The 22,803-nt window shown below is 63.6% G+C and carries 20 protein-coding genes; 18 read left to right on the top strand and 2 right to left on the bottom strand.

Annotated features, from left to right (window positions below):
• Position 1 precedes the first annotated feature (1 nt).
• The 7 genes from ACT3TS_RS04425 (at position 2) to ACT3TS_RS04395 (ending at position 7,910) form a co-directional block, all read left to right on the top strand.
• The gene (locus ACT3TS_RS04425) at positions 2–1,396 is read left to right on the top strand and encodes an MFS transporter (protein ID WP_444530279.1); all 1,395 of its coding nucleotides are present in this window, start codon (positions 2–4) and stop codon (positions 1,394–1,396) included.
• A 104-nt stretch (positions 1,397–1,500) separates the two neighbouring features.
• Positions 1,501–2,205 (top strand): sirohydrochlorin chelatase, encoded by a 705-nt coding sequence (locus tag ACT3TS_RS04420; protein WP_444530278.1) that lies wholly within the window; start codon positions 1,501–1,503, stop codon positions 2,203–2,205.
• A 259-nt stretch (positions 2,206–2,464) separates the two neighbouring features.
• Positions 2,465–4,249, top strand: a complete 1,785-nt coding sequence (locus ACT3TS_RS04415) for a nitrite/sulfite reductase (protein WP_444530277.1) — start codon at positions 2,465–2,467, stop codon at positions 4,247–4,249.
• A complete protein-coding gene (locus ACT3TS_RS04410) occupies positions 4,246–4,971 on the top strand; it encodes a phosphoadenylyl-sulfate reductase (protein WP_444530276.1) in 726 nt (241 codons plus the stop codon). Before ACT3TS_RS04415 ends, ACT3TS_RS04410 begins: the two co-directional genes overlap by 4 nt.
• The gene (gene cysD / locus ACT3TS_RS04405) at positions 4,968–5,924 is read left to right on the top strand and encodes a sulfate adenylyltransferase subunit CysD (protein ID WP_444530275.1); all 957 of its coding nucleotides are present in this window, start codon (positions 4,968–4,970) and stop codon (positions 5,922–5,924) included. The genes ACT3TS_RS04410 and cysD overlap by 4 nt, the downstream gene beginning before the upstream one ends.
• Positions 5,924–7,300 (top strand): sulfate adenylyltransferase subunit 1, encoded by a 1,377-nt coding sequence (locus ACT3TS_RS04400; RefSeq protein ID WP_444530274.1) that lies wholly within the window; start codon positions 5,924–5,926, stop codon positions 7,298–7,300. Before cysD ends, ACT3TS_RS04400 begins: the two co-directional genes overlap by 1 nt.
• Positions 7,301–7,472: 172 nt before the next feature.
• Entirely contained in the window at positions 7,473–7,910 is a 438-nt protein-coding gene (locus tag ACT3TS_RS04395) for a VOC family protein (RefSeq protein ID WP_444530273.1), read from the top strand.
• A gap of 123 nt (positions 7,911–8,033) precedes the next feature.
• Here ACT3TS_RS04395 and ACT3TS_RS04390 read toward each other — a convergent pair whose 3' ends face one another.
• On the bottom strand, positions 8,034–8,321 hold the full coding sequence (locus ACT3TS_RS04390; protein WP_444530355.1) for a restriction endonuclease: 288 nt from the start codon (positions 8,319–8,321) through the stop codon (positions 8,034–8,036).
• Positions 8,322–8,501: 180 nt separating this feature from the next.
• Here ACT3TS_RS04390 and pnuC point away from each other — a divergent pair, with 180 nt between their 5' ends.
• Genes pnuC through ACT3TS_RS04375 form a run of 3 tightly spaced genes read left to right on the top strand, consistent with a single transcriptional unit; the run spans position 8,502 to position 11,064 of the window.
• On the top strand, positions 8,502–9,155 hold the full coding sequence (pnuC, locus tag ACT3TS_RS04385; RefSeq protein WP_444530272.1) for a nicotinamide riboside transporter PnuC: 654 nt from the start codon (positions 8,502–8,504) through the stop codon (positions 9,153–9,155).
• A 2-nt stretch (positions 9,156–9,157) separates the two neighbouring features.
• On the top strand, positions 9,158–10,276 hold the full coding sequence (locus tag ACT3TS_RS04380) for an AAA family ATPase (protein WP_444530271.1): 1,119 nt from the start codon (positions 9,158–9,160) through the stop codon (positions 10,274–10,276).
• A complete protein-coding gene (locus tag ACT3TS_RS04375) occupies positions 10,273–11,064 on the top strand; it encodes an NUDIX hydrolase (protein ID WP_444530270.1) in 792 nt (263 codons plus the stop codon). The genes ACT3TS_RS04380 and ACT3TS_RS04375 overlap by 4 nt, the downstream gene beginning before the upstream one ends.
• Positions 11,065–11,098: 34 nt before the next feature.
• Here the strand turns inward: ACT3TS_RS04375 and ACT3TS_RS04370 are convergent, their stop codons facing one another.
• Complete coding sequence (locus ACT3TS_RS04370; RefSeq protein WP_444530269.1) at positions 11,099–11,983, bottom strand: alpha/beta hydrolase; 885 nt, start codon at positions 11,981–11,983, stop codon at positions 11,099–11,101.
• Between the two features lie 174 nt (positions 11,984–12,157).
• Between ACT3TS_RS04370 and ACT3TS_RS04365 the strand changes: the two genes are divergently transcribed.
• From ACT3TS_RS04365 to ACT3TS_RS04330, 8 genes are all read left to right on the top strand, one after another.
• A complete protein-coding gene (locus ACT3TS_RS04365; protein WP_444530268.1) occupies positions 12,158–13,186 on the top strand; it encodes a LacI family DNA-binding transcriptional regulator in 1,029 nt (342 codons plus the stop codon).
• 229 nt (positions 13,187–13,415) lie between these two features.
• Positions 13,416–14,717: an ABC transporter substrate-binding protein gene (locus tag ACT3TS_RS04360; RefSeq protein ID WP_444530267.1), complete on the top strand. Its 1,302-nt coding sequence runs from the start codon at positions 13,416–13,418 to the stop codon at positions 14,715–14,717.
• A gap of 132 nt (positions 14,718–14,849) precedes the next feature.
• Positions 14,850–15,818, top strand: coding sequence for a carbohydrate ABC transporter permease (locus ACT3TS_RS04355; RefSeq protein WP_444530266.1), 969 nt, complete (start codon positions 14,850–14,852; stop codon positions 15,816–15,818).
• 20 nt (positions 15,819–15,838) lie between these two features.
• The gene (locus tag ACT3TS_RS04350) at positions 15,839–16,684 is read left to right on the top strand and encodes a carbohydrate ABC transporter permease (RefSeq protein ID WP_444530354.1); all 846 of its coding nucleotides are present in this window, start codon (positions 15,839–15,841) and stop codon (positions 16,682–16,684) included.
• 96 nt (positions 16,685–16,780) lie between these two features.
• A complete protein-coding gene (locus ACT3TS_RS04345; protein WP_444530265.1) occupies positions 16,781–17,419 on the top strand; it encodes a beta-galactosidase in 639 nt (212 codons plus the stop codon).
• Positions 17,420–17,423: 4 nt separating this feature from the next.
• A complete protein-coding gene (locus ACT3TS_RS04340) occupies positions 17,424–18,896 on the top strand; it encodes a beta-galactosidase (protein ID WP_444530264.1) in 1,473 nt (490 codons plus the stop codon).
• The gene (yicI, locus tag ACT3TS_RS04335; protein WP_444530263.1) at positions 18,893–21,229 is read left to right on the top strand and encodes an alpha-xylosidase; all 2,337 of its coding nucleotides are present in this window, start codon (positions 18,893–18,895) and stop codon (positions 21,227–21,229) included. The genes ACT3TS_RS04340 and yicI overlap by 4 nt, the downstream gene beginning before the upstream one ends.
• Positions 21,222–22,718 carry a GH1 family beta-glucosidase gene (locus ACT3TS_RS04330; RefSeq protein ID WP_444530262.1) on the top strand — a complete coding sequence of 499 codons (1,497 nt, stop codon included), beginning with the start codon at positions 21,222–21,224 and terminating at the stop codon, positions 22,716–22,718. The genes yicI and ACT3TS_RS04330 overlap by 8 nt, the downstream gene beginning before the upstream one ends.
• Positions 22,719–22,803: the final 85 nt, after the last annotated feature.

Here is a 22,803-nt window from a genome sequence, read left to right as displayed (position 1 = left end):
CATGGAACGCTTGCAGCGGCGTGTTCTGTGGGTGGCCATACTGGCGTCCTTTGTCGCGTTTCTCGACGGCGCCATCGTCAATGTGGCACTGCCGGCCATGATCCGGGAGCTGGGCGGCGGCATCACGACGCAGCAGTGGGTTGTGGACGCGTACCTGCTGGCGCTTGGCTCGTTGATTTTGGTGGCTGGTTCGCTGTCCGACACGTTTGGCCGGGTGCGGATCCTGCGCGCCGGGCTGCTGATCTTTGGCCTTGCCTCGCTCGCGTGCGCACTGGCTCCGAGCGCGCTGTTCCTCATTGTGGCCCGCGCGGTGCAGGGTGCCGGCGCCGCGCTTTTGGTGCCCAGTTCACTTGCGTTGATCACCTCCACGTTCAGCGGACCCGCACAGGGCAAGGCGATCGGCTCCTGGACTGCCTGGACGGGGACGGCGTTTCTGGCCGGTCCGCTGGTGGGCGGGCTGCTCGTGGACTACGCGAGCTGGCGGCTCATCTTCGCCATCAATGTCCTGCCCATCGCCGCCACGCTGCTTTTGCTCCGGGGGCTTGCGCTCCCCGCCCCCGTGCCCGTCACCCGGGTGCGCCACGCCCAACGGGTCGATTCCCTCGGGGCGGTGCTGGCCGCCGTCGGACTTGCCGGAACTGTCTTTGCCTTGATCGAGCAGGACCGGCTGGGCTGGGCGAATCCGGCCGTGTTCCTGCCGTTTGCCGTGGGGCTTGCTTCGCTGGCGGCGTTCCTGTGGTGGGAGAATCGCGCGCTGGCGCCCATGATGCCCCTGGGTTTGTTCCGGATCCGCAACTTTGGCATCGGCAACATCGCCACCACGTTAATTTATGCCGGGCTGTCCCTCGGGCAGCTGATGCTTGTGCTGTTCCTGCAGGAAATCGCCGGCTTCACGGCAGCCCAGGCTGGGCTTGCCTCCTTGCCGGTTGCCATCATCTCGCTTTTTCTGGCCGGCCCATTCGGGGCACTGGCGGGAAAACATGGGCCCCGGCTGTTCATGGCTGTCGGGCCCATGGTGGCAGGTGCGGGCTATTGGCTGATGGCGTCGGCGGCCGTGCCGTTCAACTTCTGGCTCCAGATCCTGCCCGGCCAGATCGTGTTTGCCGTGGGGCTTTCGATCACGGTGGCGCCCTTGACGGCTGCCATCCTTGGCGCGGTGCCAACATCGCAGAGCGGGATTGGTTCGGCCATCAACAATGCCGTTTCCCGGGTCGCCGGGCTGATAGCGGTGGCACTGGCCGGGGTCATGCTGGGCGGAGTCCTGGACTATGGTTCCTTCAAGCGCATCATGGTCATCACCGCGGTGTTTTTTCTTGTGGGCGGTCTCGTTTCGGCCGTGGGGATCAGCAATGCAGCCGCCCGCCGACAGGCAGCGGCACCCGGCGAAGCCTCCTGAGACAATGTCTCTTGACGCAACATCGTCTTTGGCCAGCCCGCCGGGTGCCGTACATTGGCAAGCCACGAGCTTCTTGAGCCGAACATCTTGAAAGGACGCTGAACATGGCGCACCAGACTGTCATGATTGCCTGCGCCCACGGCACCAACAATGCCCGGGGTCGGGAACGGATCAACCAGCTCCGTGCTGAGATTGCCGTGTTGCGCCCCGGTTTGACGGTGCTGGAGGCCTATGTTGACGTCCAGTCGCCGGCGCTGCCGCATGTCGTTGCCGGACTTGCTCCCGGCGTACGCGCCGTGGTGGTCCCGCTCCTGCTGACAGTGGGATTCCATGTGCAGGTGGACATCGCCGAGGCCGCAGCCTCCCGGCCCAACACGTTCGCGGCGGCACCGCTGGGCCCGGACCCCCGACTGGCCAAGCTGCTGGACGAGCGGCTGGGCGAGCTGCCCGCCGATTGGGGCATTGTGCTGGCCGCGGCGGGATCGTCCCGGCCCGAGGCGGCCGAACAGATTGAAGTTTTGGCTGCCGACCTGGCAGTGCGCCGCCCGCAGCGGGTATTGGCAGCCTATGGTGCCAGCGCGAAGCCCTCAGTGCCCGACGCGGTGGCACAGTTGCGGGCCGGGGGAGCCGCCGGGGTGGCGGTTGCCTCTTATTTGCTGGCGCCAGGCTACTTTCACGACCAGCTTGCCAACGCCGGCGCCGATTTGGTCGCTGAACCGCTGCTGCCTTCCGGACTTTTGGCCCAGCTGGCCCTGGAACACTTCGACAGGGCACCTTCCCGAGCCGGTTCCGCAACTCCCGCCTCCTGAGCTCCCTGCGCAGAGTTCGTGCCGAACCTGGCGCGGGGTGACACCGGGCGCCAGTCTCGCCGGCAACCCTGCGCCGGTTTTCATCGCACGACGCTGGATCCGTCCGCCCTGGCGGGCAGTCCGGCATTGCACTCGTTAAAGCAGGTGGCAGGGAAGCACAATCCACCCAAAAGTGGTGCGTGTGACGATTTATTGCCCAAGGTGAACCCGCGTTGCTTTCGTGATTGGCGCGACTGCAGAGCCAACCTACGCTCGTTTTATGACACAAACAGCTCTAGCCGGAGCGCAGGCACCTGGCACCGAAACCAACCCCGCTGCGGCTTCCGCGGACGCCCCCGCCGGAAAGCCCGTCCGCACGGCACGCCCCCGGCCGGCCGCCAAACCGCACGGGCAGTGGAAGGTTGACGGCAAGGCGCCGCTGAATCCCAACGAGGTCTGGAAGCAGGAAGACGACGGACTGTCCGTGCGCCACCGCATCGAGACCATTTACGCGCATGAGGGCTTTGACTCAATCGCAGACGATGACCTGCACGGCCGGTTCCGCTGGTGGGGGCTGTACACGCAGCGCAAGCAGGGGATCGACGGCGGCAAGACGGCCTCGCTGGAACCGCATGAGCTTGAAGACAGCTACCTCATGATGCGCGTGCGCACCGACGGCGGCAAGCTCACCACCGAGCAGTTGCGCGTCATCGGCCAGATTTCCGTGGATTTTGCCCGCAACACCGCGGACCTGACCAACCGGCAGAACATCCAGTTCCACTGGATCGAGGTTGAGAACATTCCGGAGATCTGGCGCCGGCTCGAGGCTGTTGGCCTGCAAACCACCGAGGCCTGTGGCGACGTGCCGCGCGGCATGCTTGGTTCGCCTGTGGCAGGCATTGCCAAGGCGGAGATCATCGATCCCACCGATTTCCTGCAGGAAATTGTCGACCGGTTCATCGGCAGCCCGGAGTTCTCGAACCTGCCGCGCAAGTACAAGACGTCCATCACCGGGTATCCGGACCATGACACCATCCACGAAATCAACGACATTTCCTTTGTCGGCGTGGAGCATCCGGAACTCGGCCCCGGCTACGACCTGTGGGTGGGTGGCGGGCTCTCCACCGCGCCACGCCTGGCCCAGCGCGTTGGCGTATTTGTTCCGCCGGAGGAAGGCCCCGCAGTGTGGGAGGGCGTCACCAGCATCTTCCGCGACTACGGCTACCGGCGCATGCGCAACAAGGCCCGCTTGAAGTTCCTGGTGGAGGATTGGGGCACGGAGAAGTTCCGCCAAGTCCTCGAGGATGAATACTTGGGACACAAGCTGCCCGACGGCGCGGCCCCGCCCAAGGCGAAAGTCAACGGTGACCATGTTGGCGTGCACGAGCAAAAGGACGGCAACTTCTTCATCGGCGCAGCCCCGTGCGTGGGCCGTTTCTCCGGCACGGGGATGCTGGCCCTGGCGGACCTCCTGGAAGCCCACGGCTCCCACCGCCTGCGCACCACCCCGCTGCAGAAGATCATCGCCTTGGATATTCCCAAGGATCACGTTGAAGCAGTAATTACCGAACTGGATGAGATTGGGCTGTCCGCCCGGCCGTCCGTTTTCCGCCGCAACACCATGGCATGCACCGGTGTGGAATTTTGCAAGCTGGCCATCGTGAACACGAAGGACACGGCCATCAACATCATTTCCGAACTCGAGGAGCGCCTGGCCGACCTGGTCGACGCCGGGAAACTTGACGAGCCACTCACGCTGTACCTCAACGGCTGCCCCAACTCCTGCGCCCGCATCCAGACGGCAGACATAGGCCTCAAGGGCATTATTGTCCCCACGGCCGACGGCGGCACAACGGGAGGCTTTCAGGTCCACCTTGGTGGCGGCTTGTCCTCGCACAACCGTGAGGAGGCTGGTCTGGGCCGCACGGTTCGTGGTTTGAAGGTGGCCATCCCCGACCTGCCCGACTACGTGGAGCGTGTCATTCGCAGCTATGTCAACAACAAGGTGGCGGAGGAAACCTTCGCAGAATTCGCGCACCGGGTGGATGAGGAGTTGTTGAAGTGACACAGACACCCACCACCTCGAAACTCCGCACGCACGAGGAGTTGCAGGCCCTTGCCGCCGCGGGCGCAGCGGAACTGGACTGGAACGCGTCCGCCAAGGAGGTCATCGCCTGGGTGGCGCGGAACTTCGCAACCGGTGCGGCCGCCGTCGCCTGTTCCATGGCCGACGCCGTGCTGCCGGCACTCGTGGCGGACCAGCTGCCCGGCGTCGACGTGCTGTTCCTGGACACCGGATACCACTTCCCGGAGACCTACGCCACGCGCGACGAGGTGGCCGAGAACCTGCGCGTCAATATTGTCGACGTGCTTCCGAAAAAAACTGTGGCCGAGCAGGATTCGCTGTTGGGCAAGGACCTCTTTGCCCGCGACCCGGCCCAGTGCTGTGCGCTGCGCAAGGTCGAACCGCTGCACCGCACCCTGCAGGGGTACGAGTTGTGGTTCACCGGCGTGCGCCGCGACGAGGCACCCACCCGCACCAACACGCCGCTGGTGGTGTGGGACGAAAAGAACGGGCTGGTCAAGATCAACCCCGTCGCCGACTGGTCGTACGAGGACCTGATCAGCTACTCCGAAGACAACCTCCTGCCAGTGAACCCCCTGCTCAGCCAGGGCTACCCGTCCATTGGCTGCGCACCCTGCACCAACAAAGTGGCCCCCGGCGCCGACCCCAGGTCCGGACGCTGGGCCGGAACCTCCAAGACAGAATGCGGGCTACACGTATGAGCACCCAAACCATTGATCCCCAAGCGCTCCCCAACCTCGCAAGCTCAGCCGGGGACCCGTCGGAGCTGAACTCCCTGGACCTGCTTGAATCCGAGGCCATCCACATCATCCGCGAGGTGGTCGCCGAATTTGAGCGCCCCGCGCTGCTGTTCTCCGGCGGCAAGGATTCGGTGCTGATGCTGCACCTGGCCACGAAGGCATTCTGGCCGGGCAAGGTGCCGTTTCCCGTGCTGCACGTGGACACCGGCCACAACTTCCCGGAGGTCATCGAGTTCCGCGACCGTACGGTGGAACGCCTGGGACTGCGCCTCGAGGTGGGCTCGGTGCAGGACTTCATTGACTCCGGCGAACTGTCCGAACGGGCTGATGGCACCCGCAACCCGCTGCAGACCGTGCCGCTGCTGGACGCCATCGCACGCAACAAGTTCGACGCCGTCTTTGGCGGCGCCCGCCGTGACGAGGACAAGGCCCGTGCCAAGGAGCGCATCGTGTCCCTGCGCGACGAATTCGGCCAATGGGACCCGCGCAACCAGCGCCCGGAACTGTGGAACCTGTACAACGGCCGGCACACCGTTGGCCAGCACGTGCGGGCGTTCCCCATCAGCAACTGGACCGAGCTGGATGTGTGGCGCTACATCGCCCGCGAAAACATCGAGCTGCCCGGTCTGTACTACGCCCACGAACGCGAGGTGTTTGAACGCGACGGCATGTGGCGTGCGGTGGGCGAAGTCTCGCAGCCGCGCCCCGACGAGGACGTCATCATCAAGCAGGTCCGCTACCGCACGGTGGGCGACATGTCCTGCACCGGTGCCGTGGCCTCCGACGCCACCACCGTCCATGACGTGGTGCGTGAAGTTGCCGCCTCAACCCTGACCGAACGTGGCGCCACCCGGGCCGATGACCGCATCTCCGAGGCAGCCATGGAAGACCGCAAGAAAGACGGCTACTTTTAATGAGCACCATCACCGAAACCCCGCTGGAGCAGTCAACCCTGTTCCGTTTCGCCACGGCCGGCTCCGTCGACGACGGCAAGTCCACCCTCGTGGGCCGCCTGCTCCACGATTCGAAAGCCATTTTGGCCGACACGCTCGACGCCGTCACCCGCACCTCCGCGGACCGCGGCTTCGGCGGAGAGAACGGCAGCACCCAGAAAATCGACCTGGCGCTGCTGACCGACGGCCTGCGTGCCGAGCGCGAGCAGGGCATCACGATCGACGTCGCCTACCGCTACTTCGCCACCGACCGCCGCAGCTTCATCCTCGCCGACTGCCCCGGGCACATCCAGTACACCAAGAACACGGTGACGGGCGCGTCCACTGCGGATGCCGTCGTCGTGCTCATCGATGCGCGCAAGGGCGTGCTGGAGCAGACCCGCCGGCACCTGTCCGTGCTGCGCCTGCTGCGCGTGCCCAACGTGGTGGTGGCCGTGAACAAGATCGACCTGGTCGACTTCAGCGAAGACATTTTCCGTGCCATCGAGAGCGATGTGCAGGCGGTTGCGGCCAGCATCGGCCTGAACGATGTCGTGGTCATTCCGGTGTCCGCGCTGGAGGGTGACAATGTGGTGGAGCGGTCCTCCCACACCCCTTGGTACACCGGCGCCAGCCTGCTGGAGCTGCTGGAAACGCTGCCCACCACCGACGAGCTCGAGCGTGGTTTGGAGCCGTTCCGCTTCCCGGTGCAACTGGTGGTGCGGCCGCAGGGTGCGCTGGCTCGGGAGCTTGCCGCCGCGGACGACGCCGGAGCCTCCTTCCGCGATTATCGCGCCTATGCCGGACAGGTTGCCTCGGGCGCCGTCGCGGTGGGGGACCAGGTAACCGTCCTGCCCGCCGGCCGGGAGGCCTCCGTGGTGGGCATCGACTTTGCCGGTCGATCCCTGGATCGCGCCGTGGCGCCGCAGTCCGTGTCACTGCGCCTGAGCGAGGAGATTGACATTGCCCGCGGGGACGTCATCGCCGCAACCGGCACCTTTGGCGAGGCCAGCCAGGACCTGTATGCGGAACTGTGCTGGCTGTCCACGAAGCCGTTGCGCGAAGGATCCAAGGTGCTGATCAAGCACGGCAGCAGGACCGTGCAGGGCGTGGTCCGTGCGGTGTCCGGGAAGCTGGACCTTGAGTCGTTTGCGTACGCTGAGGCGTCCGGACTGGACCTCAACGACATTGGCACCGCCCAGATCCGCCTGGCCTCGGCACTGCCGGTTGAGGCATATGCGCGCCACCGCCGCACTGGGGCGTTCCTGGTGATCGACCCGCAGGACGGCAACACCCTGGCGGCCGGCCTGGTCAGGGACCACCCGGGCGACCACGAGGACGAGCGCTACAGCATCTGATGTTCGAAAGGGACGGCGTTTGCGGTTAAAGCTGGAGGTCTGCCGGTGGCTTTAACCGCAAGCGCCGTCCTTTTTTACGGTTCCGGGCCATTGACGTGCGGCGCTTGCTCCGAAACGATGGACAGGTGCCGAAAAATCTCGGCCCATCGTTGCTGGAACCAGGGAGAACGCCATGGCCACTCAAGTATTCGTCAACCTTCCCACCGCAGATCTGGACCGTTCCAAGGCCTTCTATGAGGGAATCGGCTGGCAGGTCCAGCCGAATTTCACCGATGAGAATGCCGCCTGCATCCTGGTCGATGAGAACATCTACCTGATGCTGCTCACCCCCACGTTCTATGCCACGTTCACCGACAAGTCGATTATTGATCCGAGCACCCACCTGCAGGTCCAGACCGCGTTCAGCCGGGACAGCCGTCAGGACGTGGACACCATGCTGGAGAAGGTGCTGGCGGCAGGAGGCGTCGAGCCCCGCCCGGGTCAGGACATGGGGTTCATGTACTCCCGCGACTTTGAAGATCCCGACGGCAACTGGTTCAGCGCCCTGTGGATGGACCCGAAGGCGGCAGAGCAGGGCCCGGAAGCGTTCATGGCGGAGCAGCAGGACTAAGGCATGGCCCACGCCTGAACCTGCATCTTCGACGCGTTCGATCAAGCTCACTTTGCGGGCATGTTCGGGATCCTTGTGCCCATGCGTCGAAACGCGCCGGCACTTTACCCGAAGAAGTCCTCATCAAGTTCGAGCACCTCGTAACTCTCCTTGACCTGAACGCCCACACGGTACTTGGGCATCAATGCCGCCAGACGAGATGAAAACCCCCTTGCCGGCGCCAACGCCCTGCAGTGCACCAACGAACGCTTGGACCGTTTCGCGGTTGATGTTGCTGCCCTCGGTGTACTTCTTGGCCTGGACATAGATCTTGTCCAGTCCCAAGGGGTCCTGATCGATGACCCCGTCAACGCCGCCGTCGCCAGTGCCGCCGATGCGCTTGCCCCGCTGTTCTGCGCCAACGTAACCCATCCCTAACAACAGGTCGACGACGGCCTGCTTAAAGAATGCGGGGTCACTGGCTCTCAGGCGGTCGATCACTACCCCAGCTGGCTGTCGCTCCGGTGGCCGGTGGCCTTGAGTGGACGGGGGTTGCCATTCCCGTGCTACAGTTATTATCAAGTTGATAATAACGAACAGCGAGGGGACGTCATGGACACCATCATCGACTGGTTGAACGCCACAGCTTTCACGCTCATCGGCAATCCGGTCAGCTGGGTAGAGGTCATCGGGTTCGCCACTGGTGCGGCTTGCGTGTGGGGCGTGGCCCGGCAAAAAATTTGGAACTGGCCCGTGGGCATCCTGAACAACATCGCCTTTGTGATCTTGTTCCTCGGCGCCGGACTGTACGGTGAAACACTCCTGCAGATCATCTTTGCCGGCATCGCCATCTACGGCTGGATCAAGTGGTCGCGCGGGGCCGGCGGAACAGCAGGCAGCAATGACCTGCCCATCCGCAACGCAACGCGGGTTGAGGCTGGGACGGGGGTTGCCGCCGTCGTACTGGCAACGGTGAGCATCGCCTTCCTGCTGCACACCGGCACCGATTCACAGGTGCCCATTCCGGACGCGTTCGTGCTGGCGGCGTCGCTCGTGGCAACGTACGCGCAGGCGAAGAAGATCTTCCAGCACTGGTACGTGTGGATTGTGATTGACTTGGTGTCGATTCCGCTCTACTTCAGCCGCGGCCTGGCGCTGACGGCGATCCTCTACATTGGGTTTCTGGGCCTGTGCCTCTACGGCCTGGTGGGCTGGAACCGCCTCCGCAGCACCGACGACCGTAAACCAGCAATGGCAGGAGTCTGACCATGAGCGCGAAACCACTGTTCACGAATGCACTGGTCATTGGAAAGTTCTACCCGCCGCACGCCGGGCACAGGCACTTGATTGAAACAGCCGCCGCCGGTGCCGCCCACGTCTGCGTGCTGGTGCAGGGGAGCCGTTTCGAGTCGCTTGCGGCGGCGCAGCGTGCGGACTGGCTGGGCGAGGAGTTCGACGGCGGCAACGTCACCGTCATTCCCGTCCGCAACGACTGCCCCGAGGATTATGCCAGCGACGAGATCTGGATGGCACAGCAGGAGAACATGCGCCTGGCCCTGAAAGTCCACGGCGTGACACGCGTTGACGCCGTCTACACCTCGGAGGGCTACGGCGACAGGCTGGCCGCGGCCTTTGGCGCAGTGCACATCCCTGTTGACCCGGGCCGCCAAAAGCACCCTGTCAGCGGAACCAAGTGCCGGGGCGGCCTGGCCGGCCAATGGCAACAAATTCTCCCGGCGGCACGGCGTGGACTGGCCGTTCGCGTGATTGTGGTGGGGGCAGAGTCGACCGGCACGACCACGCTCAGCGAGGCCCTCACCGCGCACTACCGCCGGCAATTGCCCGCTCTGCAGGACGTCCCGGAACACGGCCGCCACTACACCTACGAAAAGCTTGAGGCGCTGCAGTCCCAAAACCCGGACGCCACGGTCGAGGACTTGGTCTGGACCGACACCGACTTTGGCATCATCGCCACCCGCCAAACCGCTCTGGAACAGGCCGCCGCAGAGGCCGCCCCGCTTGTCATCGCAGACACCGACGCCCTGGCCACCACCCTGTGGGAGCGCTACTACCTCGGCGACGGCAGCTACGGTTCATATGATGCGCTGACCCACCTGCCGCGCCGCGACGTGTACCTGCTCACCGACCACAACGGCGTCGACTTCGAGGACGACGGCTGGCGTGAAGGCGAACACCGCCGCCCCGAAATGACCGAGTGGTTCAAGGAAACGCTCACCGAGGAAGGCCACTCGTGGATCCTGCTCACCGGCAGCCGCGAACGCCGCCTGGCCACCGCCACGGCCGTCATCGACGCCATGCTCACCCAGCAAAACACGTTCGCTGCACCGGCGTGGTCGGCCCCCACCGTGTTGCCGGTGGCAGCATGAACCCCGCCAAGCACGACGCCGGGTCCCGACTCCCGGCCGTGGCGGGGCCCGCCGCTGAGGTGCCGGACACGGACGCCGAGTTCCTGGCCGAGTACGATCCCGCGGCGTTCCCGCCTGTCGCCCTGACCGTGGACCTTGTGGTGTTTGCCGTGGCGAACAAGGTCCTGCACGTGGCCGTCGTTGAGCGCGGGGCCCAGCCGTTCCGCGGCCGGTGGGCTTTGCCCGGCGGATTTGTGGGACCGAATGAAAATGCGCTGGCCGCGGCACATCGGGAATTGGCGGAGGAAGCCGGACTGGACCTTGGACAGCACCGCGTGTTTGTGGAACAGCTGGCGACCTTCAGCGCCCCGGACCGCGATCCGCGGATGCGGGTGGTTTCCGTGGCACACCTTGTGCTGCTGGCCAGTAACGGCGAGACGCTGCCGCCACTGGCTGCGGGCACGGACGCGGCCCATGCGCACTGGGCCCCCGTGCATGAGGTGGAACTGGCAACCCTCGCCTTTGACCATGCGGACATGCTGTCCATGGCAGTGGAACGGCTGGCCGGCAAAATGGAGTACACCACCCTCGCCGCCCGGTTGGTGCCTGAGGAGTTCACACTTTCAGCCCTCCGGGACGTTTACAGCGCCGTCTGGCAGGTGGACCTGCCGGCCGGAAACTTCACCCGCAAAATGCGCCCGTCCCTGGCCCCGACGGGCGGGAAGGTGCAGTCGGTGGGGGCTCCGGCGTCGCTCTTCACCGTGGGCCGGGAATGGATTTCGCCGCCCTGGAGCCGGCCGCAACCCTAAGCCCGCCACGGCCCCGGATTGATGCTGATGCGGACTAATTCGATTGCGGGAGCCACCCTTGTTCGCCGAGCCAGGCCTGGCACAGCGTGCTCCACGCCTCCAGGGGGCCCAGCCCCTCGGCGAGACCCTTGCCGTGATCACCGCGCTCAAACACATGCAGGTCAAACGGCACATTGTTGAGCGCCAGGGCATTGGCATAGCGCAGGGAGTGGCTGACAGGAACGCCCCCGTCGTCGGCCGTGTGCCACAGAAAAGTGGGTGGTGTGTTGGCGTCAACCAGATGCTCCGCGCTGAGTGCGCGGCGGGCCTCGAAAGTGTCGCCGCTGCCCAGGAGATTGGAGACGGAGCCCTCATGTGGTTCGTGGATAAAGGAGATGACGGGGTAGGCCAGGATGGACAGGTCGACCCTGCCCGTTGGTGCGGAGGTGGTGCCGTAAGTGCCGCTGGGCAGCAAAGCCCCTGTGGACAGCAATGCGGCCAGATGCCCGCCCGCAGAGAACCCGATGACGCCGATGCGGCTGCGGTCAATTTCCGAGCCCAGATCCAGGGCGCCTGTGCGCACGGCGGACAGTACGTCCCGAACTCGCTGCAACCCGCTTGGATGGCGGTGCGGGGCCACGGGATAGCGAACCACCAAGGCGTTCAAGCCAATCCGGGACAGCCAATCTGCAATCAGCGGGCCCTCATGTTCGGCATGCATGCCATATCCGCCGCCGGGCAGGACCAGCACCAGCGGCGCCGGGTCAGGTTGCCGCGAAACGCCCGAACCCTGCGATGCCGCTGCCGGCCGAAAGGACAGGTCCTCATCCCGGAGAGACGGCGGTGTGCTCGAGGTTGTACCTGTACCTGCGTCCGTGGCTGTGGTTGCGGTCGGGGAGGCCGGGACGGCTGCTGCTGCCGTGGGAGAGGGGCTGCTCATGCCCCCATGCTAGTCATTTCACCAGGACGAAATGGAACGCCCAAGTATGGCCGGCGTCACGGACAGTAATCTTGGACACAATTTGCGCGAAGCGCTTCGATGATTTAGCGTGGCTGTAAACGTTGCTTCGTCGAAGCGCTTAGACAACGACAATGTCCAGACAATGCCGAAACTGTGGAGATCCCCATCGCTAACATCAAAGACGTCGCCCGCGTGGCCGGAGTCTCCATTAGCACTGTCTCCTATGCCCTGTCCGGCAAGCGGCCCATCGCCGATGCCACCAAGACGCGCATTGCCCAAGCCGTCACCGAGCTTGGTTACCGCCCGAACGCCGGCGCCCGCATGCTCGCCAGTTCCCGCACAAACATCTTTGCCTTGACGGCTCCGATGCATGCTGACACCCACCCGCCAGCCCTGATGGCCTTTGTTCTGTCCGTCGTGACAGCCGCCCGCAGCTTCGACTACGACGTGCTCCTGCTGACCGAAGGTGAGGCTGTTGGCGGTCTGCGTCGGGTGGCTTCCAGCTCCTTGATCGACGGCATCATCATGCTGGACGTGACGTTGGACGACGAGCGTGTCCCTGTCATTCGTGAACTTGGCCTCCCCGCCGCGTTGATTGGAATTCCCCGGGACGCCGAGGGGCTGACCTGCGTGGACCTGGACTTCGAGCAGGCTGCGCGCCTGGCCGTTGACAGGCTCGTCGCCCTCGGGCACACCTCGATTGGCCTGATGGGCCACGCGCGGGACCTCTATGAACGCGGCTCCAACTATGCCCCGCGTTTTCGGGACGGATTCCTGGCTGCCGCACGGGAGGCTGGCATTGATGCCGCATTCCATACGACTGACGCAACCCGAGTCGGCGTGGAGGACTCCTTCGACGGCCTGCGCTCGCAGCTGCCTGACCTGACCGCCGTCGTGCTGAACTGCAATGAGACCATCCATGGAATCCTGCTGGAGATGCTGCGCGAACGTGACATCCCGGTGCCGAAGCAACTGTCGATCGTCTCGGCATGCTCCAGTTTCTCCACCGAGCATTTCCTGCCTCCATTGGATGTCATCCCCTTGCCGTCGAAGGAATCCGGCCATCGCGCGGTGGAGCTGGTCATACAGCAGCTGGGGGGCTTTGCCGACCCGCACATCGAACTGCTCAAGCCGGTGTATGACCGCAAGAGCTCCTCCGGTCCGCCACCCTCGGACCGCTAGGCTTTCGAGCCGCCAAGTCTTCCAACCGACAAATATTCGATCCGACAATCAGGACCTTGTGCCGGCGCACCCGCTTGCATTGGGCGGAAAGGAATTACGCCTCATCATCGAAACGCTTCGATAGCGTGATTGAAGTTCATCGGCTCGGCCACACCAGCCACGAAGCGCGTTGCACAAAAAAACCAGGAACCACGGCACCAGCGGTGCCCACCTACAAGGAAGTAGTGAAATGAAGAAAACAAAATTCATGACAGCGATCGCGACCATCGGCGTCAGCGCAATGCTGCTCAGCGGATGCTCGGCCGGATCCGCTGATGTCAGCGCAGACGGCGGACCGGTAACTCTTAATTTCTGGTCGTGGGCACCCAATACCCAAAAACTCGTTGACACCTGGAACGCGGCCAACCCGGACATTCAGGTCAAGTACACCGATGCCGGCGGCGGCAAGGACTCCTCAGCGAAGCTGCTGACAGCCAGCCGTGCCGGAAACGCCCCCGACGTTGCCGCAGTGGAATACCCGACGCTGCCGTCCTTGATTGTGGCCGACGTGCCGCTGGACATCACCGATTTGGTGTCCGACGTCAAGGACAAGTACGACACGGGCACCCTGTCCCAGACCACTTTTGACGGGCAGATCTACGGGTTGCCGCAGGATATCGGGCCCATGGCCTATTTCTACCGTTCCGATCTCTTGGAGAAGTGGAACATCCCTGTTCCCACGACGTGGGCTGAATTCAAGACGGCCGCTGCCGCGGTCCGCGCCGCAGATCCCAAGGCATACCTGGCATCCCTGCCGGCAGATCAGTGGGCTTTTTATGCAGGCGTCGCCAATCAGGCTGGGTCCAAGTGGTGGTCCGTCAGCGACAACACTTGGACGGTCGGAATCGCCGATGAGGCGTCATTGCAGGTGGCGGACTACTTCCAAGACCTCGTGGATGAAGACCTGATCTCCACCGATCCGATCCTCACCCCCGAGTGGAACGCCAAGGTCAACAGCGGCACCATACTTTCCTGGCCGGGCGGGCTGTGGGCTCCGGGCGTGATTGAGGGCGTCGCAGCCGACACCGTCGGAAAATGGTCAATGGCAGCATTCCCCCAGTGGACAGCCGGTGACGCCTCCGTCGCCTACCAAGGCGGTTCGGCTGAAATTGTGACCAAGAATTCCAAGCATCCAGAGCAAGCTGCGGAGTTCATCAAGTGGCTCAATGCCAGCGATGAAGGAGCCGACTTGGTGTTGACTGTGCAAAATGCCTACCCCGCAGCCATCTCCGGGCAGGAAGCAGCAAAGTCCAGCAAGCCGCCGGCCCTCATGCCCCAGCAGGACGACTTTTATGAACTTGCTGCAACCATCTCATCGAATGCGATCCCTGTGACGTGGGGGCCCAATGCGAATGTTGCCGAGAGCGCCTTCGCCGATGAGTTGAACAAGGCAATCACGGCAGGCACCCCCTGGCGTGACGCGTTCAAAGCCGTGGAAAAGATCGTTGTGGCTGACATGACCAAGTCAGGCTTCGAAATCAGCAACAAATAGCCCAGCAGCACGTTACTGAGCAACACCCAATTCACCCGCGGCGCCAGCCGCATTGCGGGGCCGGTGCGCCGTGCCCGGTTCCAGCGGAACACTCCGGACCGCCGGCCCTCGCCAAACAAAAAGGAAGAATCGATGACTGTCACTTCGGACAGAAAGGCGGCACCTCCCGCGCGGGCGGACGCCAGCCCAACGCGCAAGCGGCCACGTTCTCGAACACCCTTCGCCCCCTACCTGTTTGTGGGTCCGGCCGTGGTGTTGTTTGTACTGTTCATGCTCGTTCCGATCATTTATGCGGCCTACCTCAGCTTCACGACGTACAGAATTACTGGCGGCGGCATTCTCGGCAAAAAAACCAAGGTTTTTGCCGGTTGGGACAATTACGTGGCCGTTTTTGCCGATCCGGCCCTCGGTTCCGGATTCTGGCATCTTGCCCTTTACGCCGTGATTGCCGTTCCCGTCACCCTGGGCCTGGCCCTGCTATTTGCATTGCTCCTGGACACCCCAGGGGTGCGTGCCACCAAGTTCGGCCAGACCGCCATCTTCATTCCCTATGCAGTACCGGGCGTCATCGCCGCACTGCTCTGGGGCTTCATGTACCTGCCCTCCACCAGCCCTTTCTCGTACATCACCGAGGCGCTTGGTTGGGGTGCGATCCCGTTTCTGGAGTCCTCGGGAATCTTTGGTTCCCTCGCCAACATCGCCATCTGGGGCGGAGTCGGCTTCAACATGATCATCATTTACACCTCCTTAACAAGCATCCCCGCCGAGATTTATGAGGCGGCCAGGATCGACGGCGCCACAGAACGACAGATCGCGTTGCGGATCAAGATACCGCTGGTCGTGCCTGCCCTGATCCTCACCGGGATCTTCTCGGTGATTGGTGCCCTGCAGCTCTACGGTGAGCCAACCACATTGAAGCCGATGACGGATGTCATCAGCCAGACCTGGGTTCCGCTGATGACGATTTATCGCAACGCCTTCCTGACCGACGACCTCCCAGGCGCCGCGGCACTATCCGTCGTCCTCGCACTCGGAACCGTCATCGTCTCAGGATTGGTGATGTGGCTCAGCAACCGCCGCAACAAGGGAGAAAAGTCATGACCGCCGTTGCCAATCGCGAGATGGCCAAACTTTCCGGCAAACGCGGGAAGACCTGGCCCACCATTCTTTTGATGCTGGGGGCCCTGTACTGCCTGGTCCCCGTCCTCTGGGTCTTTACCGCCATGTCCAAGTCGCCAAGCGAACTGTTCACCACCTTCTCGTTTGTCCCCGGCACCGGCCTGCTGGACAATTTGTCGGACTTGTTCAGCTACGGTGGTGGACAATTCGGGCTGTGGTCAGCCAACTCGGTCCTGTACGCCGGAGTGGGCGGACTGGTCTCAACCTTCGTCTCGACCATGGCCGGTTACGGCCTGGCAAAGTACGAATTCAAGGGCCGGACGGTAATCTTTTACGCCATCCTCGGCGGTGTGTTGATTCCGGGAATCACTTTGGCGATCCCGCAGTACCTGCTCCTGTCACAGGTGGGCCTCGCTGGGGGAGTGATGTCTGTGCTCCTGCCGCTGATCATCAGCCCCTTTGGCATCTACCTGTCCCGCGTCTACGCCTCGGCAGCCGTGCCGCAGGACACCATCGAGGCTGCGCGCATCGACGGTGCCAGCGAGTGGCGGATCTTTACAAAAATTGGCATCCCGATGATGATCCCCGGGATGGTCACAGTGTTCATGCTGCAGTTTGTGGGCATCTGGAACAACTTCCTGCTGCCATTCATCATGCTCAGCGACCAAAACAGTTATCCGCTGACAGTCGGGCTCTACACACTGCTGTCCAAGGGGTCCGGAAGCCCCGCCCTGTATTCGGTGGCCATCACCGGTGCCGCCGTCTCCATCATTCCGTTGATCGCCCTGATGCTTTTCCTGCAGCGCTTCTGGCGCCTGGACCTGCTCTCCGGCGGAGTCAAGGGCTGAGGACCACAACCACAGCACGCCCTGCCACAACATGGCGGTGCCACAGCCTCCCGGGCGCAGACAGCAATTTTCCATGAACCAGAAAGTGAACTTCCCATGACGGATTTCCCATCCCGCTCCTCCGATGTGCCCGCTGGCACCACGTTCCCCTGGATTGCTGACGGGTTTGCCCTCGGCGGGGATTACAGTCCCGAACAATGGCCGGAGTCCGTGTGGACTGAGGATATTGCCTTGATGTTGGAAGCCGGGGTGAACTCGGTCAATGTTGGTGTCTTCTCCTGGGGTTTGTTGGAAATTTCCGACGGCGTCTTCGACTGGGGCTGGCTCGACAAGATCATGGATCTGCTGGCCGAGGCCGGCATCGGCGTCAATCTGGCCACCCCCACGGCGGCACCGCCCATGTGGCTCATGCAGGCACACCCCGAGATCGCCTGCGTCAGTCAGCATGGGGTCCGCAATTCCCAGGGCGGACGGCTTGGCTGGAGCCCCAGCTCTGCCGTTTTCCGCCGCTACGCACTGCGCATGGTGGAAGCCATCGCCACCCGCTACAGCAACCACCGCGCACTAAGGCTGTGGCATGTCAGCAACGAGCTGGGCAATGAAAACGCCCACAGCTACGACGACGAGACGGGCCAGGCCTGGCAGCAGTGGCTGAAGCGGAAGTTCGGCACCGTCGAGGCCCTCAACGACGCTTGGGGAACTGCGTTCTGGGGGGCATCGCTACACGTCCTTTGAGCAGTTGCAGCCGCCCCGCCACACGAGCACAAGCCACAATCCGGGGCTTTTGCTGGACTTTGAACGGTTCACCTCCGACGCGCTGCTGGGCCACCACCTGGCCGAGCGCGAGGTGCTGCGCCGGATCACCCCGCACATCCCCGTCACCACGAACTTCATGGTGCAGAACCACCCGAACGGCCTTGACTACGCCGCCTGGGCCAACGAGGTGGATCTGGTCTCCAACGACCACTACACCCTGGGCCACGATCCGGAGCGACACGGGGAGCTGGCGTTCTCGGCCGACCGGGTCCGGGGCATGTCCGGCGGCGACCCGTGGCTGCTTATTGAACACTCCACTTCCGCCGTCAACTGGCAGCCGCGCAACAGGGCCAAGTCGCCCGGGGAACTGATTCGCAACTCCATGGCGCACATTGCCCGGGGAGCAGACGGCGCACTGTTTTTCCAGTGGCGCCAGTCGACGGCCGGCAGCGAGCAGTTCCACTCCGCAGTGGTCCCGCATGCCGGGGCGCGCACGAAGATCTACCGGGAAGTGAAAACCCTGGGCCAGACGCTGCGCAACATCCGCGAGGTGGCAGGCAGCCGGGTGCAGCCGTCCCAGGTGGCCATCCTGTTCGACTACGATGCCGCCATGGCATTGAAGTCCGGGTCCAAGCCCAGCATTGACGTGAACTCACTGGACGCACCCCTGACCCTGCACAGGGAACTGACGGCCCGCGGCATCCAGGTGGACATCATCCATCCGTCCGCGCCGCTCACCGGCTACAAGGCCGTGCTGGTTCCGACCCTGTTCCTGTTGACAGCGGACAACGCAGCCAAGCTGGATCCCTATGTCACGGGAGGCGGGCACCTGCTTGTGACGAGTTTCTCCGGCATCGTCAATGAACACAACCGGGTCGTTGAGGGCGGCTATCCCGGAGTGCTGCGGGATCTGCTGGGCGTGCGGGTGGAAGAATTCTTCCCGCTGTTTGAGGACGAAAAGGTGGGCCTGGACGGGCCGCTGACAAACGGGAAGTCATGGTGCGGAGCCGTTTGGAGCGAACTGCTCGAGGTTACCGAACACGGTGCCGGCAGCGACGCCGAGGTTCTGGCCCGCTACACCTCCGGGGAAATGTCCGGACAGCCGGCGATCACGCTGCGCGCAGTCGGTGCGGGAACGGCCCAATACGTCTCCACCCACCTGGACCGGAACTCCACAGGTGCACTGCTGGCACAGCTCATTACACGAGCTGCCATCACCCCGGTGGCTGTGGCAGAGCGTGGCTTGGAACTCGTGCGCCGCGCAGCCGCGGCTCCTTCAGACAGCGGGCCGGATGCCGCATCCACCCCGAGCTGGCTCTTTGCCATCAACCATTCATCAGAACCGCTGGCGCTCGCTGCAACCGGACTCGACCTCGTGTCTGGCGCCCGGTTCACCTCCGGCGATGCTGTTGCCGCCGGAGCCGTCGCCGTTATCCGAGAGGACCCCTCAGCTTGAAATTCACCGATGGCTTTTGGCAGGCACGCCCCGGCGTGACTGCCCTCTACGCCCAAGAGGCCCACGACATCATCCCGGACGGCGACACCCTGCGCGTCCATGCCCCGACCAAGGTCATTGAGACCCGCGGAGACACCCTCAACCGGCCCATGCTGAGCGTGAGCCTTTCCTCACCGCTCGACGGCGTGATCCGGGTTCGGATTGAACATCACAAGGGTCGCCGGCCCAGTGCCGGATTCGACCTGGTGGGTGCCACCGAGGGTGTTGGGGTTGCGGCAACCCACGAGAAGGACGGGGTTCTGGAGTCCGGGACTCTCACCAGCGGGGGACTCACCGCCCGCATCACCCCCGGCGCGCCCTGGAACCTCACCTTTGAATCCGAAGGCCGGGTCCTCACCTCCAGCGGCAACAAGTCCGTGGGCTACATGAAACTGGCCCCGGATGCGCCTGTGGCCACCGAGCCTGTTGGTGAAGTGGGTGTCACCACCTCGGGGCTGGCCCCCGCCACAAGTTATGTTCATGAGCAGCTCAGCCTGGGCGTGGGCGAGCTGGTGTACGGGCTGGGCGAACGCTTCGGCGCCCTCGTCAAGAATGGCCAGACCGTTGACATTTGGAACGCCGACGGCGGCACGGCCAGCGAGCAGTCATACAAGAACATTCCGTTTTACCTGACCAACCGCGGCTACGGCGTCCTCGTCAACCAAAGCGAACATGTCTCCTTTGAGGTGGCTTCCGAGTCCGTTAAACGAGTGCAGTTCTCCACCGCAGGCGAAGCCCTCGAATACTTTGTGTTTCAGGGCCCCACACAAAAGGACGTGCTCGAGCGCTACACGGCTCTGACGGGCCGTCCGGCCCGGGTCCCGGCCTGGTCCTATGGCTTGTGGCTCTCCACCAGCTTCACCACGGATTACGACGAAGCGACTGTCAACAGCTTCATCGACGGCATGCGTGAGCGGGAACTGCCCCTGTCGGTATTCCACTTTGACTGCTTCTGGATGCGTGAATTCAATTGGACAGACTTCGAATGGGACGCCCGCGTCTTCCCCGACCCCGAAGGAATGCTGGCCCGCCTGCACGAAAAAGAGCTGCGCTTGAGTGCCTGGATCAACCCCTACATTGCGCAACGCTCCAAGCTGTTTGATGAGGCAGCCGACGCCGGATACCTCGTCCACCGCCCGGATGGCAACATCTGGCAATGGGACCAGTGGCAGGCCGGCATGGCGTTGATCGACTTCACCAACCCCGCCGCCACGGCCTGGTTCCAGCAGAAGCTCCGAGTGCTGCTGGCACAGGGCATCGATGCCCTGAAGACAGACTTTGGCGAACGAATCCCCACCGACGTTGTGTGGCATGACGGCTCCTCGCCGGAGGCCATGCACAACTGGTACACCCAGCTCTACAACCAAGCCGTTTTTGAGGTGCTTGAGGAGCAGCGGGGGGAAGGCGATGCGGTCTTGTTTGCCCGTTCCGCTACGACCGGCGGGCAACGCATGCCGATACATTGGGGCGGTGACAATTCGTCGTCGTACGAGTCAATGGCAGAGTCCCTGCGCGGCGGATTGTCGCTGGCGTTCAGTGGCTTTGGCTTCTGGAGCCATGACATTGGCGGTTTTGAAGGAAAACCCGACCCGGAGGTTTTCAAGCGGTGGGTTGCCTTTGGCATGCTCTCCAGCCACACACGCCTGCATGGCTCCTCCAGTTACCGGGTGCCGTGGGCCTTCGACGAGGAGGCTGTGGAGGTCACACGGAAGTTTTCGCACCTGAAACTGGAACTGATGCCGTATCTGTATGCGGTGGGATTGGAAGCGCACGAACGCGGCCTGCCGTTCATGCGCCCGATGCAGCTGGAATTTCCCCACGATGCGGGCTGTGACTACCTCGACCGTCAGTACATGATCGGCCGTGACCTTTTGGTTGCCCCTGTCTTCTCCGCCGACGGCACCGTGGAATACTACCTGCCGGCAGGAACCTGGACCAACTACTTCACGGGCGAAACCGTCCAGGGTGGCGGCTGGCGCAGCGAAACCCACTCCGTCATGAGCCTGCCCCTGTGGGTTCGCGGAGGCGCTGTGCTGGCAACGGGAAACCGCACCGACCGCCCTGATTACGACTATCTGGACGGGCTGCTCGTCACGATCTATCCGGGTGCAGGGGAAAACAGCACCACCACGCGTGTCACCAGTCCGACGACGGGGCACGAAGCCCTGATCACGGTGGTCCACGGCGGCACAACAACAGAAGTTTCGAGCGCGGGTGCCGACATCCGCGTCCGGCTCGCAGGCGGCAGCGCCGTCACCACATCCAATGAAAAGGCAGTTCTCAGCCATGTCTAATGCAACCATTGCCTCCACAGATGCAGCCGTGTCCGTGGGCAACGCCGACTACCGTGATTGGGGTCTGGAGTTTCCCGCCGACTTCGTTTTCGGCTCCGCCACGGCTTCATACCAGATCGAAGGCGCGGCGAACGAGGATGGCCGCGGGCCGTCCATCTGGGACACCTTCAGTCACACCCCTGGCATGGTGTGGAACGAGGATACTGGGGATGTGGCATGCGATCACTACAACCGGCTCGATTCCGACCTCGATCTGATGGTCGGGCTGGGGCTGGAAGCCTACCGCTTCTCCATCGCTTGGCCACGTATCCAACCCTCAGGCACCGGTCCGGCCAATACGAAGGGACTGGACTTCTATACCCGGCTGGTGGACGGCCTGATCGCCCGCGGCATCAAGCCAATCGCAACCCTCTACCACTGGGACCTGCCGCAGGCTCTCGAGGATGAGGGCGGCTGGGCCAACCGTGCCACCTCCTACGCCTTCGCAGAATACGCCCGCATCATGGGCGAGGCTTTGGGAGACAAGGTGGTCACCTGGACCACCTTGAATGAGCCCTGGTGTTCGGCCTACCTCGGCTATGGTTCAGGGGCCCACGCACCCGGTCTCACCGACGGGGCCAAGGCGCTGACTGCAGTCCACCACCTCAACTTGGCCCACGGGCTCGCCGTTGCGGCATTGAAGAAGGTCGCTACCAACGATCCGGACTTCTCCATCACCTTGAACCTGCACGTCATCCGTGGCGAAGGCGATGGCTCGCCGGATGCAGTCCGTCAGATCGATGCCCTCGCCAACCGCGTCTTCCTCGGCCCACTGCTGCACGGGAGCTACCCGGAAGACGTCTTTGCCGATACGGCTGAGGTCACGGACTGGGCTTTCATTCTTCCAGGCGACCTTGAACTGATCCGCCAGCCGCTGGACCTGCTGGGTGTGAACTACTACTCGACCACGCTGGTCCGGAACTGGGACGGGGCCAGCCCGAGAGCCAACAATGACGGACACAAGGACATGGGCGGCTCGCCCTGGCCCGGGGCAGACCGTGTGGAATTCCTGCCCCAGCCCGGTCCCTACACCGAGATGGGCTGGAACATCGAGCCCGCAGGCCTGGAAGAACTGCTGGTCTCACTGCACGAGGAGTTCCCCGGGCTGCCGCTGATGGTCACGGAGAACGGTGCCTCCTTCGCCGACACCGTCACTACGGGGACCACCGCCTCAGGTGAGCGTGCCGCCGTCGTCCATGACCCGCAGCGGACAGACTACCTGCAACGCCATTTCACGGCGGCACACCGGGCCATGGCGCGCGGCGTGGACCTGCGCGGCTACCAGGTGTGGTCACTGATGGACAACTTCGAGTGGGGCTACGGATACTCCAAACGTTTCGGGATCGTGTACATTGACTTTGATTCTCAGGAGCGCATCCTCAAAGACAGCGCCAAATGGTACCGGGACGTCATTAAAACTCGGACCCTCCAACCCCTCACCGGACAGTAATCCTGGCGCGACCGACGCCGCTCCGGCGCAGTGCGGAACCTAATGCCGTTCCCGGCCGTTGGGCTGGACAAGCCCTGTGAAGATG

The organism is Specibacter sp. AOP5-B1-6 (assembly GCF_052376555.1).
In the GTDB taxonomy this organism is placed as follows: Bacteria; Actinomycetota; Actinomycetes; order Actinomycetales; family Micrococcaceae; genus Specibacter.
Note: the sequence above shows the minus strand (reverse complement) of the source record. Positions and strands in the feature narration are given on the sequence as shown.